Origin of the sequence: Pseudomonas moorei, assembly GCF_008801475.1 — a bacterium.
Classification (GTDB): Bacteria; Pseudomonadota; Gammaproteobacteria; order Pseudomonadales; family Pseudomonadaceae; genus Aquipseudomonas; species Aquipseudomonas moorei.
In genome coordinates, this window is record NZ_VZPP01000023.1 from 1 (window position 1) to 13,652 (window position 13,652).

The window sequence follows — 13,652 nt, forward strand, 5'->3', positions numbered from 1 at the left end:
TTTATCGGTATTACCGACGTCACGGTGGTCGCCGCCGAAGGGGAAGAGTCTGAAGCACGCTCTTTCGCAGTGTCCGCCGCCGAGGCTGAACAGCGCCTACTGGCGCTGGTCAGGTCGTTCTAGATGGCCTGGCTGTGGTTGCTGATCGCGGCCGGGTTTGAAGTGACCTTTGCCATGGGCATGAAGTACGCCGAGGGCTTCACCCGGCCTTGGCCGTCGCTGGTGACCGTCGTGGCGGCGGTGGGCGGGATCTACTTCCTGACCCTGGCCATGCGCGAGTTGCCGGTGAGCATCGCTTACCCGATCTGGACCGCCATCGGGTCATTGGGCACGGTGTTTCTCGGGTTTGCGCTGTTGGGCGAAAGCCTGACTCTGCTCAAAGTGCTGTCGGTCGGGCTGATCGTCGCCGGGGTGGTGGGGCTGAAGTAGGCTGGATGGCATAAACTGGTGCATGAGTTGTCATCTTTGCTGGCGATGCTAGGCGAGTTTTTTGCTTTGCGCCTTGCATCAGCTCACAGATCATCAGGATGTCCGCCCATGTCGCACGATTCTGCCCCGCGCTACCCTCTGGTGCTGGTACCGGGAATGCTCGGGTTTGTCCGGTTGCTGCTCTACCCCTATTGGCACGGGATCATTTCCGCGCTGCGTCAGGGTGGGGCGGTAGTGATTGCGGTGCAGGTCTCGCCGCTGCACTCCAGCGAAGTGCGTGGTGAGCAACTCCTGGCGCGGATCGAAGAGATCCTGCGCGAGACAGGGGCCGAGAAGGTCAACCTGATCGGTCATAGCCAGGGCTCGCTGACCGCCCGGTACGCCGCCGCCAAGCGCCCTGACCGGGTTGCTTCAGTCACGTCGGTGGCAGGGCCGAATCATGGTTCGGAGCTGGCGGATTACCTGCACGAACACTATCCCCATGACAGCGTCAGAGGACGCATGCTCAGCGGCCTGCTCCGTTGGATCGCGGCGCTGATGAGCCTGCTCGAAACCGGCTATCGCGGGCCGAAGCTGCCGGTGGATATTCATGCGTCCCATCATTCACTCACCAGTGCAGGCGTGGCGTTGTTCAATCAACGTTATCCACAAGGCCTGCCCGAATTCTGGGGTGGGCACGGACCGGAAGAAGTCAACGGCGTGCGTTATTACTCCTGGTCCGGGACGTTGCAACCGGGCAAGACCGACCGGGGACGCAATCCGCTTGATGGCACCCATCGCAGTTGCCGGTTGTTCGCCAAAACCTTCGTTCGCGAATCCGGGTATTGCGACGGGATGGTCGGGCGTTACAGCTCGCACCTAGGAATGGTGATTGGCGACGAGTTTCCGCTGAATCATTTCGACATCGTCAATCAGCCTTGGGGATGGGTGGGCAAGGAGGCCGAACCGATCCGGTTGTTTGTCGAACATGCGGCACGGTTGAACGCGGCAGGGCTTTAGACCGCGTTCTTGTTTATCTCGGACCACATGGCACGATCCCTGTGGGAGCGTGGCTTGCCCGCGATGAGGCCAGATCAGACAGCGTTTGTCTTTCGCCCCAGCACCGTGGTCCACCGCTCGGACAGAATCACCCCACCCAAGGTCAACAGGCCGCCCACCAGGTGATACAGCGCCAACTGCTCATGCAGCACCACCGCCGCAATGAGCGCGGTGATCAGCGGCAGTAAATTGAAAAACAACGTGGTCCGGCTCGGTCCCAGGCGCACCACGGCCTGCATCCACGCCAGAGGTGCAACCATCGAAGCCAGCAGGCAGGCGTACAGCACCAATGGAATGTTCTGCAGGGTCAGGCCGACTTTCGGGGAGGCGAGAAACAGCGGAAACAGCACCACCACCGCGACCAGCACCTGCAAGTACAGCAGCACCAAGGGCGGCAAACGCAGCTGCCATTTTTTCAGCAGCGTGCTGTAAATCGCGTAGGCCAGGGTGGCGATCAGCATCATGGCGTCACCCAGGTTCACGCCATGTTCGAGCAGTACCTCCAGGCTGCCGGACGAGACGACCACCAACACCCCGGCAAACGACAGCACCGCACCGGCCAGTGCGCCAATGGTCAGGCGCTGGCCCAGACTGATGATTGCCATGGCCAGTGACATCAAGGGCATCAACGACAGGATGATGCCCATGTTGGTGGCTGAGGTCAGGCTCGCGGCGAAATACGCCAGGCTTTGGTAAACCGCCATGCCGAGCACGCCGAGGACAAAGATCTTGCCCAGGTTCGGGCGAATCGCCGGCCAATGGGCGATCACCGGTTTGAGCATGAAGGGCGTGAACAGCAAGCCGGCCAGCAGCCAGCGGTAAAAGCCGATCTCGGCGGGGAAGATCGCCCCGGCTGACATTTTGGTGATCACGGTATTGCCGGCCCAGATAAAGATGGCCAGCAGGGGATAAGCGTATTGCATCGGGTAAACCAGAACGTTAATGGAGGGCAATTATCCTCTGTCTGGATACAAGCCTATACTTCGATCCTGACAACCTGCCCCTGAATCCGGACAGCATGACCCGTAAACACATCGACCTGCTGGATTTCAGCGAACTGCCTTCGGCGGTCTACTTCCGTTACGCCGACTTTGATACCCACGAATTCGCCGCGCCGCACCGTCACCCCTGGGGCACATTGGAGTATGCGGCCCACGGGGTGTTGCACATGGACGTCGACGGCAGCCGTTTCATGTCGCCGCCGCAATACGCGGTGTGGGTGCCGCCGCAAATCGAGCACAGTTTCTACAGCCATCAGCCGATCAATTACCGCGCCGTTTGCCTGGCGCCGACGGTCTGTGCCGATCTGCCCCGGCAGGCTTGCACGCTGGCCATCAGCGACATCCTCAAGGCGATCCTCAAGGACTTCGCGGCGCGGGATGTGAAGATCCCCGAGCGGGAAGCGGACAAACGCCTGGCCCAGGTCCTGGTGGACCAGTTGCAACAGGCACCGGTGCAGGAGTGCTACTTGCCCTACGCCAGCAGTCCCGGGCTGCTGGGCATACTCGAGGCGCTGCAAGCCGACCCCGGGGATAACCGGCCACTGGCGGATTGGGCCGGGCAAATACATGTCAGCGAACGCACCCTGGCGCGGCAGTTTGTCCGCGAGCTGGGCATGAGTTTCGGTGAGTGGCGCCAGCGCTTGCGCTTTCTGACGGCGATTGAGGCGCTGGACAGCCACCGCAGCATTCAGGAGATCGCCTTCGATCTGGGGTACAGCACAGGCTCGGCGTTTATCGCGATGTTTCAGCGCCAGGCTGGATGTACACCCGATTACTATCGGCGCAACAAGATGTTTTAACCAACTTGTTGAGATGTTTCATACAGCATTATCCGAATCAAGCTGCACAGGAGCAGGTTTGAGGCGCTGTAGGCTTCGGCGCTCTTTATATAAGTTTGCGGGTAATGATTGTGAAAAAATTATTATTAAATTCCGAGCGTGTTCCGGAAACTCCCGATATTGAACGCCGGGAAAGTATTCATTCCACTTTTATCAATGGCGCTATTCCCGACTGGGTAACCAGTGCCTCTCTCCAGCGAATAGGCGATTTGCGCACAGCCCCTAAAATTCTTCCCGAATGGAGCAAGACGGCATCCTACCTGGAGCATTTGGCCGCGAAAGACACCATGCAGGCCAGTTGGCAGGCACAGAGCCGGGTCGATCAAATGCTTGGGAAACTGCAAGATGTGGTGTCCTTCGCCCAGCCATTGCTGACCCGTGCCCTCAATGAGCAGTACGGTCTGATGCTGGATGTTCGTGAAACTTTTTTGCGCTTGTATTACCCGGCTAAAACATCGCCATGGACGATTAACGTCACAGGGGGAGTCAGTAGTCGAACCGTCTCTTTAATTGATGCATCACTGCAAAACTTTGCCGAAAGTGAAGTGTTTACCGGCGACTCTTCCTTTATCACCAGGCCTGACGAAGTCGGCCGCTTTGAAATAAAAAAGTTGGGTATAACGGTCGAGCAGTTCAAGGCGCTGTGCCGAACGCTGGATATAGGCGCCCGGTACCAAACCTATCTGCAAAGTTATCTGATGCCCGAAGAAGCCACTGCCCGGGCGTTACTGCGCAAGCACATTATCGCCAGCCAGCAGAGCGCCATGAAAGCCGCAGCACATCTGGCGTTGATGAAAAAAGACATCGGGGCCGAGGCGTACCTGACGGTATTGAACATGGTCCTGGGCAAGCGGGGCATTGTGTTTGATGGCGCACCTGCACGCTTCTATCACTTGAACATGCTCGACACCCGCCTGACCGGGGTTGTGCTGATCGCCGCCGATATCGACACGCCCGGTGCCAATGTCCGACGCGTCATTGCCTATGTACCGCACGATCCGGAGCATCCGCTGAAGGAGTATGCCTCGTCGGTCGACTTCGTGCGGGAGCTGACTCGCCAGTTGCAGGGCAATGATCAGGCGTCCCCTGCATCCCGTCGAAGCTATCAGGCGTTTTTCAGTCGATTTGTGGACCACGGGCAGCGTGGTCATTTTTTCGCCGCACTCAACGCGAAATTGTGGCAAGTCACCTATCACGGTGCGCAGCCTGGCTCCAGTTTGCCTGCCTGGCGCGAAACCCGGGTGGAACGCCCGGACCTGCGATTCACCACCCTGTCGTTCGAAAGCGATACAGCCAATCGCTTTGACGGCGACCTTTGGTCTTATCTTTATCAGCGGCAGGTGGACAAGATCCTTTCTGACGGGCGTGCGCTGGCCGTGTCCAGCGCCGATGCGGACAGTGCCGCAAGATGGGCCTGGATAGAAAACCTGGAAAAAATGCTCACCGACATCATGGAAGTGGCCCTGTTCGTCGCCACGCCATTTGTGCCGGTGCTGGGCGAGCTGATGCTGGGGTACGTCGTCTATCAACTGGTTGACGGGGTCGTGGAGGGTGTCGTCGAGCTCGCCGAGGGCGAGTACGTGGAAGCCGCAGAACATCTGCTGGGCGTCGCTGAAAACCTCATTCAGTTGGGCACCCTTGCCGTTGGAGGGGGTCTTGCCACCCAAGTAGTGAAACCCCGGTTGTCGTCCTTTCTTGAAGGGGCCCGTCCCGTGACGCTGAGAACTGGTGAGCAGCGGCTATGGGGGCAAAATCTGCGGCCCTACCAGCAACAGAACCTGCGTCTGGCGGCGGACTCCAAACCTGACCTCTACGGCCTGCATCAACACCAGGGCAGGCAGATTCTGCCTCTGGATGACGGCCATTTCGAACTCAAGGTTGATTCGCGGACCGGCAAGCACCGCGTTCAGCATCCGACCCGCCCCGAGGCCTATCAGCCGGTGGCGGAGAGTAACGGCACGGGCGCATTTGTGATCGAGGGCGAGAAACCCCATGCCTGGGATGCCGATACGCTGATCAAGCGACTCGGCCCGTCGGTAGAAGGTTTGACGGACAGGCTCGGTGAGATCCGCACGGTCAGCCGTGCGGATATCGGTGCGCTTGTACGCATGTACGCCGATAACGAACGGGCAATCCCTTTGCTGAGCGATACGGTGACCCGGTTCAGCATCGACCGGGATATCCACACCTTCATCCGAAACATCGGCAGCGCTCGCGCACAGGATTATCTGCAGGCCGATCCACTCTGGCAGTTTCAACTGCTGGACGGTTTGTGGCCCGGCAGAGCCATTGAGCTCAAGGGGGCCGATGGCCGTGTGTTGTACGCCATCGGGGCCGGTGAAGAGCCGGTGTCTTTCCCGGCGGATCAAGCGGCGGATACCGACCTGATCGACACCTTGCTGTTGCTTCTCGATGATGCCCAGACCCGGCAACTGCTGGGTGATGAACCCGATGCAGCGGTCGGCAGCCGTATGCAGAATGCCGAGCGTTTGAGGAGGCAGCTCGCGAAACGGGCCGAACAGCGCAAGGCGTCTTTGTTCGACAGGCGTTACCGAAGCGTCGAGCGCGCCGTCAGTGCCGAGGCGAGGTTCATCCAGGACCAGGTCGCTGGATTGCCTGGTGTCGTTGCACAAGAGCTGTTGGCGCTGGCGCGTCCGGAGGAATTGCAGGCGCTCAAGTTGCGCAGGCTTCCCGAACGACTTGAGGGTTTCGCCCATTGGGCGCTCAGGGATGTGCGAATCAGTCGTGCGTACGAGGGCTTTTATCTGGAGTCGGTCGACAACTCGGACTTCGACGCCCTGGCGCTGCACTCGCTGGAAAACCTGCCTGGCTGGAATGCCGATGTCAGGATTGAGCTGCGTCACTACCGCTTCGACGGGAAAAAACTGGACAGCATCGGTCGTGATGACGCTGCGATTCGACGAACGCTTGTGGTGAGCGACAACGGGTTTTTCCAGGCGTGTGACGAGCAAGGCGACGTCCTGCATTCAGGCGGTGATTTGTTTACCTCGATCTTGCAGGCGTTACCCGATGCCGAGCGAAATGCGTTGCAGATTCAAATCGGCCAGGGCCCGGCCCTGAAAGCGGCATTGCGTCAGCACGCCCTGAAACCCTACAGGCTGTTAAGTGTTCTTAGCGATTTGCCGGAGTTGAAAGCGCCGACTTTCGACCCGGCGATCATGCGCCTGCGTGGGGGAGCCCCCGCGCAGGCGAGCGAACTCGCGCAATTGCAAAAGGTTGAGCAAGACTGTCTGGAATTCGTCAACGGCGCATTCCATCCAAGTGTTCCTCCGATTGCACGATACGACTACCTGCGCGGCTTGAAGCTGATGTACGACAGCTTGTCCCTCGATTGCTGGGACTCACTCTGGCATGGCCTTTCCAAGGCGAACGGGGAGGGCCCCGAGGCCAATCTGCGAACAGTACAAAGCATCGAAGTGTTGCCTGACCTTAAAAAGCTGATGTCGCCCGAACAGTACGACGCATTGATCGGGCGACTGTTCACCGAGGACGGTTTGGTGGCGCTCACGGAATCCGAGCGCAATCTGGGTGCCCACGCCCGCAATCTCGAGCAAACCGGACGCCTGGAGGCGTATCAGACGCTGCAACGCGCTGTGAGGGACAACACTCCGACGTCCAGCGAGCGGTGGGTCGAGTTGGAAAAATATGCAGACAAGGTGCGATCAGTCGTCACGACGGCAGCACAGCCAACGGAAGTGACGCCCCAGGTCATGGCCAATTTGCGCCAGGCACAGCGTGCCATCTATCGAGCCAGGGAACTGTTGCCTCTCTCGGGCAACCAATTGCCGGGCATCTGGGAAAACGGCGGCTCGGCGATCGCGAAAATCAAGGGGCTGCGAGGGCTGGACCTGCAAGAAGGGGAATTCACCGCACGCTTGACCATTGCCGAACATGCGCGCAAAGCCATTGAAATCAAGGGGGGTAACTGTTCGGAAAACTCCAAGGTGACCTTTGCGCTGTTGGCCAGCCAGCCGAGAGTCTCCCGGGTCCACCTCGTCAAAGCCACTGCCTTCGATCATCAGTACGTGGTGATCGGCGATGACTTGACCAATCTCAAGCAGCTGGTCGTTGCTGATTCCTGGCCGGAGTTCCCTGTCGCCCATACGGCGGACAACGGCTATTTCCAGTTCGAACTGCCGCCCATTGAAACCCTCGAGCCAGGTCCGGCAAGCGCGGAATTCGCCTTTATCAACGATGTCCCGGCGGGTCGGGCTGCGCTGCCGGAGGTTTCGCAGAGCAACACCTTCCGGCAGATAAAAATCAACAAATTGTACAAGTCGGGGGCTTACGCCCAGTTCACGTCTTTGAAGGCGTTGGGCACGCAATACAGTCTGCCAGGGGAGGTCGGGGTGTCGTTCGAGCGATTGCCCGTTTCCGTGATCGAAAAACGCATTTTGTCCTGGGAAGGCTATAACCAGGCATTCAGGGACTTGTTGGCCGAAGAGCCCGCAATCGAACCCCCGACGCAATGATCCTTTATGACTGGAGGAAGGTGTAACCAGGCTTGACTACACTCCTCGGGGAGGCCGCATCGTTCGATGCGGCGACAAGGAGATAACTCCATGAAGATATTGCGTGTCCCTTTGTTGATGATCGGTTTGCTGCTCTGTTCCCAAGGGTTTGCCACCACTGACCAACAGAACAAGATGACCACTTGCAATGCCGACGCTACCGCTAAAAACCTCAAGGGCGATGAGCGCAAAGCCTTCATGAGTAATTGCCTCAAGGCTGCGCCGGCGGCCAACGATGCCGGCAAAGCCTTGACCCCTCAGCAAGAGAAAATGAAAACCTGCAACGCCGACGCTACCGCCAAAGCCCTCAAGGGTGACGCGCGCAAGGCGTTCATGAGTGATTGCCTGAAGAAAAAATAAACACTCAGCTGAAATTGCGGGGGAGCTGTGAGGGCCTCTTCGCGAGCAGGCTCGCTCCCACAATGGAACTGAGCACACAGGACTCAATGTGGGAGCCAGCTCGCGAAGAGGCCGGTCAAGGTACTGCAAAAAAACCTGAACCTGAGACCAAGGTCGCCCCACACAATCCCTAGTGCTGCCACCGGATCGCTGGCAGACTGCCCATCCTTTTACGCCGTTCGTTTTGAGGCTGTATGCCAACGTTTTCTCAGCGTCATGTTTTGCTGGTCATCAGCTGGGTCATTATTTTTGGCGGACTGCTGCTGGTGCTCCCGCTGCGGTTGCTGCCCAGCCTGATGGCCGGGTTGCTGGTGTTCGAACTGGTCAACATGCTCACCCCGCAGTTGCAGCGATTGATCGAAGGTCGGCGCGCACGCTGGCTGGCCGTGGCCTTGCTGGGGACATTGGTGGTCAGTGTGCTGAGCCTGATTTTCGCCGGCGCCATCAGTTTTCTGCTGCACGAGGCGGAAAACCCGGGTGCTTCGCTCGACAAATTCATGCACGTGGTCGACCGTGCTCGCGGACAGCTGCCGCCGTTCATCGATGCTTACCTGCCGGCCAGCGCCGCCGAGTTTCGAGTGGCCATTGGCGAGTGGATGAGTAAACACCTCAGCGAGTTACAACTGGTGGGCAAAGACGCCGCGCACATGTTTGTGACACTGCTGATCGGAATGGTACTGGGCGCGATCATTGCCTTGCAGCGCGCTCCAGATCTGACCAAGCGCAAACCATTGGCCGCGGCGCTGTTCGATCGTCTGCACCTGCTGGTTCAGGCGTTCCGCAACATCGTGTTCGCGCAGATCAAGATTTCCCTGCTCAATACGTTCTTTACCGGGATTTTTCTGGCGGTGCTCCTGCCGCTGTTCGGCATCAAGCTGCCGCTGACCAAAACCCTGATCGTGCTGACTTTCCTGCTGGGGCTGCTGCCGGTGATCGGCAACCTGATGTCAAACACCCTGATCACCATCGTCGGCTTGTCGCTGTCGATCTGGGTGGCGGTGGCGGCGCTGGGTTATCTGATTTTTATCCACAAGCTCGAATATTTCCTCAACGCGCGCATCGTCGGCGGGCAGATCAGTGCCAAGTCGTGGGAGTTGCTGCTGGCGATGCTGGTGTTCGAAGCCGCGTTCGGCCTGCCGGGGGTGGTGGCAGGGCCGATTTATTACGCGTATCTGAAGAGCGAGTTGAAGCAGGTGGGGATGGTTTGATCGGGAAATGTATTGCCTGATCTGACATCATCGCTGGCAAGCCAGCTCCCACAGATATGGCGTAGCCGCGAGAACGGCGCTGTACCTGTGGGCGCTGGCTTGCCAGCGATGGAGGCGACTCGGTGTCGGATCAGCCCATCGAGCCGTAGCGTTTTGCAGCTTCGATCGCCAGACCACTGCCGATGCTGCCAAAGATGTTCCCTTCCACATGCCGCGCATTCGGCAACATCGCCGAAACACTGTTGCGCAGAGCCGGAATCCCGCTCGAACCGCCGGTGAAGAACACGGTGTCCACCTGATCGACCCGCACATCGGCATCCGCCAGCAATCGGGTCACGCTGTCGCGCACCCGCTCCAGCAAGTTCTCGATGGCCGACTCGAACAGGGCACGGCTCAGCTCAACGCTCAGGCCGGCTTCGATGCGGTCCAGGGCTACGTGGCGGCTGTCGGCATGGGTCAGCTGGATCTTGGTTTCTTCCACTTCCATGGCCAGCCAGTGTCCGGCACGTTGTTCGATCAGTTTGAACAGGCGATCGATGCCACCGGTGTCTTCGATGTCGTACCGCATGCTGCCCAGCGCCAGGGTCGACTTTTGCGAGTACACCGAGTTGATGGTGTGCCAGGTCGCCAGGTTCATGTGGTGGCTGGTGGGCATGTAGGCGCCGCTCTTCATCCGGCTGCCGTAGCCGAACAGAGGCATCAGGCCCTGCAGGCTCAGTTGCTTGTCGAAGTCGGTCCCGCCGATGTGCACGCCACCGGTGGCCAGGATGTCGTCGTGACGGTTGTCGTGGTTGCGACGTTCCGGGGACAGGCGCACCAGCGAGAAGTCCGACGTACCACCGCCGATGTCGACAATCAGCACCAACTCTTCTTTTTCGATGGTCGACTCGTAGTCGAATGCCGCAGCGATCGGTTCGTACTGGAAGGACACGTCCTTGAAGCCGATGGCGCGGGCGACGTCCACCAGGGTGTTTTCCGCTTCCTGGTCGGCCATTTCATCGTCATCGACAAAGAACACCGGGCGACCCAGCACCACTTCATCAAATTCCCGACCAGCGGCAGCCTCGGCACGCTTCTTCAACTGCCCGATGAACAGCCCGAGCAGGTCCTTGAACGGCATTGCCGTGCCCAGCACGCTGGTGTCGTGCTTGATCAGCTTGGAACCCAGCAGGCTCTTGAGCGAGCGCATCAGGCGGCCTTCATAGCCTTCCAGGTACTCGTGCAGCGCCAGCCGGCCGTACACCGGGCGGCGTTCTTCCATGTTGAAGAAGACCACCGAAGGCAGGGTGATCTTGTCGTCCTCCAGCGCGATCAGCGTTTCCATGCCGGGCCGGAGCCAGCCGACGGTGGAGTTGGACGTGCCAAAGTCGATGCCACAGGCACGGGCTGGAGATGCGTTTTTCATGTCTTTCAAGTTCCGGTTAAAAAACGGCCGCGCAGTGTATGTCAGTGCGGCACAGAATCGAAGGCCGACTATCTGCTAAATCTGCTGATCAATGGCTTGAAAGACGCGCCATCACCCCCAAACTACCCTGCATCTAACCGGACAGCCGAGGGGGCAGGCGCCATTCGCCCCGCCCGCTGCCGATAAACTTCTGAAGCGCTGCCCGGTCACAAACTTGAGATCGGTCAAACCCTGTGCTGCAAAAAAGCGCATGCTGTGTCAGGTGGCGCGATTTCGATAACGGATGGTGATTCCCGCGATGGACTTCAAAGACTATTACAAGATTCTCGGCGTGGAGCCGACCGCAGACGACAAGGCGATCAAGGCCGCCTATCGCAAGCTGGCTCGCAAGTACCACCCCGACGTCAGCAAGGAAAAGGACGCCGAGGCCAAGTTCAAGGATGCCTCCGAGGCCTATGAAGCGTTGAAAAGCGCCGACAAACGCGCCGAATACGACGACTTGCGCCGCTATGGCCAGCATGGTCAACCGTTCCAGGGGCCGCCGGGCTGGCAAAGCCGTGGCGGTTTCGGTGGCGGCGGTCAGGATACCGGCGATTTTTCGGACTTTTTCAGTTCGATCTTCGGTAACCGTGGCCCCGGCTTTGGTGGGGCAGAGTCGCGTCGCAGCAGCGGGCGTCGGGGGCAGGACGTGGAAATGGAACTGGCGATTTTCCTGGAGGAAACCCTCTCGAACGAATCGAAGAAGGTCACCTTCCAGGTGCCGCAGTACAACGCTGCCGGCCAGCATGTCAGCAATACCACTAAAAGCCTGAACGTGAAGATCCCCGCCGGTGTGACCGACGGTGAGCGTATTCGCCTCAAAGGCCAGGGCGCACCGGGCATCGGTGGCGGCACCAATGGCGACCTGTACCTGACCATCCGTTTCGCGCCGCACCCGAAATTCGATGTCGAAGGCGAAAACCTGATCATTACGCTGCCGCTGGCCCCCTGGGAACTGGCCCTGGGCACCGAAGTGGCGGTGCCGACCCTGACCGGCAAGATCAACCTCAAGGTGCCCGCCGGCAGCCAGAACGGCCAGCGCATGCGGGCCAAGGGCCATGGCCTGCTGAGCAAGGCGGGGGAACGTGGCTACCTGTTCGTGCAACTGAAGGCCGTCATGCCGAAAAAATCGGACGATGAGATCAAGGCCCTGTGGCAGGAACTGGCGAAGAAGGCCGCGTTCGACCCGAGAGAACATTTCTGATCCAAGACCCGGAGTAGCCCGATATGAGCAGCCCTCTGATCGTTCAACTGGACATGGCAGAATTCTGTGAGGCGACCGACCTGTCGGACGTCTACGTGATCGAAATCGTCGAACACGGCATCCTCGAACCCCAGGGGGGCGCGCCCAAGGACTGGCGCTTCACCGATTACGAACTGACGCTGGCCAAGCGCGCCGCCAAACTGCGGCGTGACCTGGAACTGGAATGGGAAGGCGTCGCCCTGGCGCTGGATTTGCTCGAAGAGGTGCAGCAACTGCGGGCGGAGAACCGGATGTTACGGCAGCGGTTGGGGCGGTTGGTGGTGGAGTAATCGGCACACCGAATCTGTGGCAAGGGAGCCTGCTCCCTCGCCACAAGGGCCCACCGGTCATCACGTCTTCAAACCTTTCTGGGCAGCACCACGGTAAACAGTGTGCCGTCCTCTTCATTCGAGCTGACCTCAATCGTCCCCTGGTGGGCGGTGACCACCTCCTTGACGATAAACAACCCCAATCCCAGGCTGGTTGAAGGCTGGCCCAGTTCTTCGTCGGCACTGCGTACCAGCGGATCGAAAATGGTGGCGATGGCGTCCTCGGGAATCGGTGTGCCGTGGTTGTGTACCCTGAGCTGAACCGTTTCCGGCTCGCCCTTGAGGGTCACCGTCACCTCGCCTTTGTTCGAACCATGCTGCAAGGCGTTGCCGATCAGGTTCTGCAACAATTGGTCGATGCGCCCCGCGTCCCAGACACCCCGTACGTCGCCCAGTACTTCCAGCGTCGGATCGCACTCCGGATTGCCCGCACAGGCTTCGGCAATCGCCGCGTGTGCAGCTTCGGCCAAGTCCATGGGCGCAGGTTCGATCGGCAGACTCCTGCCCAGACGACTGCGTACCAGTTCCAGCAGGTCGCTGACCATCGCGGCCATGTGCCGCGCCCCTTGCTTGATGTTGATGGCGCACGTCAGAGCGTCGCCTTCCAGTGTGGTTTTGCGCAGCAGCAGTTCGGTAGACATGCTCACCGCTTGCAGCGGCGCGCGCAGGTCGTGGCCGAGAATCGCCAGAAAGATGTCCCGCGAACGATTGACCTGCTCGGCATAGGCCGCGGTGGACTCGGCCAGGGCTTCGTCGATGGCTTCATTGAAGCGAATCATGTCCTGGAAGTAGGCGAGGTCGGGGCTGTTCAGGCTGCCGATCCACAGACGAATCACACTGGCACGCAAATGGCGAAATTCACTGGTCATCTGCACCAGATCAAAACCCACGTTGTGGCGCAATTCGCCGTGACTGGCGCCGGCCTCATCCAGGCTTGGGGTCTTTTCCGGCCCTTCGCCACGGGCTTTGGCCGCCTGTTCGCTGGGGGTTTGAGGCTTTGTCATGTCCCTGGCCGCTGCCAGCAGGATCGACTTCGCATGATCGCGCAGCGAGGCACTATCCATCGAATGTGCGGCCGGGGTGATGGTTTTGGCGAATTGCTCCCACTCATCGACGATGCGATTAACGTTCAAGGTGATGAATTCGGAAAGACGCATGGCGGTTACCTGAGCATGAATCGAGGTCAGCGA

11 protein-coding genes and 1 pseudogene are annotated in these 13,652 nt (G+C 59.5%); 9 read left to right on the forward strand and 3 right to left on the reverse strand.

Annotated features, from left to right (window positions below; genetic code table 11):
• The 3 genes and pseudogenes from F7R06_RS28830 to F7R06_RS28840 form a co-directional block, all read left to right on the forward strand.
• Positions 1-123, forward strand: a pseudogene (locus tag F7R06_RS28830) (FMN-dependent NADH-azoreductase); the annotation flags it as partial.
• Entirely contained in the window at positions 124-429 is a 306-nt protein-coding gene (locus tag F7R06_RS28835; RefSeq protein ID WP_090328598.1) for a DMT family transporter, read from the forward strand. It begins immediately after the preceding pseudogene.
• A 108-nt stretch (positions 430-537) separates the two neighbouring features.
• A complete protein-coding gene (locus F7R06_RS28840; protein WP_090328600.1) occupies positions 538-1,428 on the forward strand; it encodes an esterase/lipase family protein in 891 nt (296 codons plus the stop codon).
• 74 nt (positions 1,429-1,502) lie between these two features.
• Here F7R06_RS28840 and F7R06_RS28845 read toward each other — a convergent pair whose 3' ends face one another.
• Complete coding sequence (locus tag F7R06_RS28845) at positions 1,503-2,390, reverse strand: DMT family transporter (protein WP_090328602.1); 888 nt, start codon at positions 2,388-2,390, stop codon at positions 1,503-1,505.
• Between the two features lie 95 nt (positions 2,391-2,485).
• Between F7R06_RS28845 and F7R06_RS28850 the strand changes: the two genes are divergently transcribed.
• The 4 genes from F7R06_RS28850 to F7R06_RS28865 all read left to right on the forward strand — a co-directional run bounded on the left by F7R06_RS28850 (position 2,486) and on the right by F7R06_RS28865 (position 9,446).
• On the forward strand, positions 2,486-3,268 hold the full coding sequence (locus tag F7R06_RS28850; protein WP_090328604.1) for an AraC family transcriptional regulator: 783 nt from the start codon (positions 2,486-2,488) through the stop codon (positions 3,266-3,268).
• A gap of 104 nt (positions 3,269-3,372) precedes the next feature.
• Positions 3,373-7,800, forward strand: coding sequence for a dermonecrotic toxin domain-containing protein (locus F7R06_RS28855; RefSeq protein WP_245706761.1), 4,428 nt, complete (start codon positions 3,373-3,375; stop codon positions 7,798-7,800).
• A gap of 90 nt (positions 7,801-7,890) precedes the next feature.
• The gene (locus tag F7R06_RS28860; RefSeq protein WP_090328606.1) at positions 7,891-8,199 is read left to right on the forward strand and encodes a PsiF family protein; all 309 of its coding nucleotides are present in this window, start codon (positions 7,891-7,893) and stop codon (positions 8,197-8,199) included.
• 233 nt (positions 8,200-8,432) lie between these two features.
• Positions 8,433-9,446: an AI-2E family transporter gene (locus F7R06_RS28865; protein WP_090328609.1), complete on the forward strand. Its 1,014-nt coding sequence runs from the start codon at positions 8,433-8,435 to the stop codon at positions 9,444-9,446.
• Positions 9,447-9,576: 130 nt separating this feature from the next.
• On the opposite strand, the gene F7R06_RS28870 is transcribed toward F7R06_RS28865, so the two are convergent.
• Entirely contained in the window at positions 9,577-10,851 is a 1,275-nt protein-coding gene (locus F7R06_RS28870; RefSeq protein WP_090328611.1) for an Hsp70 family protein, read from the reverse strand.
• A gap of 298 nt (positions 10,852-11,149) precedes the next feature.
• Between F7R06_RS28870 and F7R06_RS28875 the strand changes: the two genes are divergently transcribed.
• Positions 11,150-12,094: a DnaJ C-terminal domain-containing protein gene (locus F7R06_RS28875; protein WP_090328614.1), complete on the forward strand. Its 945-nt coding sequence runs from the start codon at positions 11,150-11,152 to the stop codon at positions 12,092-12,094.
• Between the two features lie 23 nt (positions 12,095-12,117).
• Positions 12,118-12,423, forward strand: a complete 306-nt coding sequence (locus F7R06_RS28880) for a chaperone modulator CbpM (protein ID WP_090328616.1) — start codon at positions 12,118-12,120, stop codon at positions 12,421-12,423.
• A 68-nt stretch (positions 12,424-12,491) separates the two neighbouring features.
• Here F7R06_RS28880 and F7R06_RS28885 read toward each other — a convergent pair whose 3' ends face one another.
• Positions 12,492-13,619 (reverse strand): sensor histidine kinase, encoded by a 1,128-nt coding sequence (locus tag F7R06_RS28885; protein WP_090328618.1) that lies wholly within the window; start codon positions 13,617-13,619, stop codon positions 12,492-12,494.
• Positions 13,620-13,652 lie beyond the last annotated feature (33 nt).

What these genes read in the sequence shown, in the direction of transcription:
- F7R06_RS28885 (WP_090328618.1), bottom strand. Translation starts at nt 13,619, where the DNA reads ATGCGTCTTTCCGAATTCATCACCTTGAACGTTAATCGCATCGTCGAT.
- F7R06_RS28855 (WP_245706761.1), top strand. Translation starts at nt 3,373, where the DNA reads ATGATTGTGAAAAAATTATTATTAAATTCCGAGCGTGTTCCGGAAACT.
- F7R06_RS28850 (WP_090328604.1), top strand. Translation starts at nt 2,486, where the DNA reads ATGACCCGTAAACACATCGACCTGCTGGATTTCAGCGAACTGCCTTCG.
- F7R06_RS28880 (WP_090328616.1), top strand. Translation starts at nt 12,118, where the DNA reads ATGAGCAGCCCTCTGATCGTTCAACTGGACATGGCAGAATTCTGTGAG.
- F7R06_RS28845 (WP_090328602.1), bottom strand. Translation starts at nt 2,390, where the DNA reads ATGCAATACGCTTATCCCCTGCTGGCCATCTTTATCTGGGCCGGCAAT.
- F7R06_RS28840 (WP_090328600.1), top strand. Translation starts at nt 538, where the DNA reads ATGTCGCACGATTCTGCCCCGCGCTACCCTCTGGTGCTGGTACCGGGA.
- F7R06_RS28835 (WP_090328598.1), top strand. Translation starts at nt 124, where the DNA reads ATGGCCTGGCTGTGGTTGCTGATCGCGGCCGGGTTTGAAGTGACCTTT.
- F7R06_RS28870 (WP_090328611.1), bottom strand. Translation starts at nt 10,851, where the DNA reads ATGAAAAACGCATCTCCAGCCCGTGCCTGTGGCATCGACTTTGGCACG.
- F7R06_RS28865 (WP_090328609.1), top strand. Translation starts at nt 8,433, where the DNA reads ATGCCAACGTTTTCTCAGCGTCATGTTTTGCTGGTCATCAGCTGGGTC.
- F7R06_RS28875 (WP_090328614.1), top strand. Translation starts at nt 11,150, where the DNA reads ATGGACTTCAAAGACTATTACAAGATTCTCGGCGTGGAGCCGACCGCA.
- F7R06_RS28860 (WP_090328606.1), top strand. Translation starts at nt 7,891, where the DNA reads ATGAAGATATTGCGTGTCCCTTTGTTGATGATCGGTTTGCTGCTCTGT.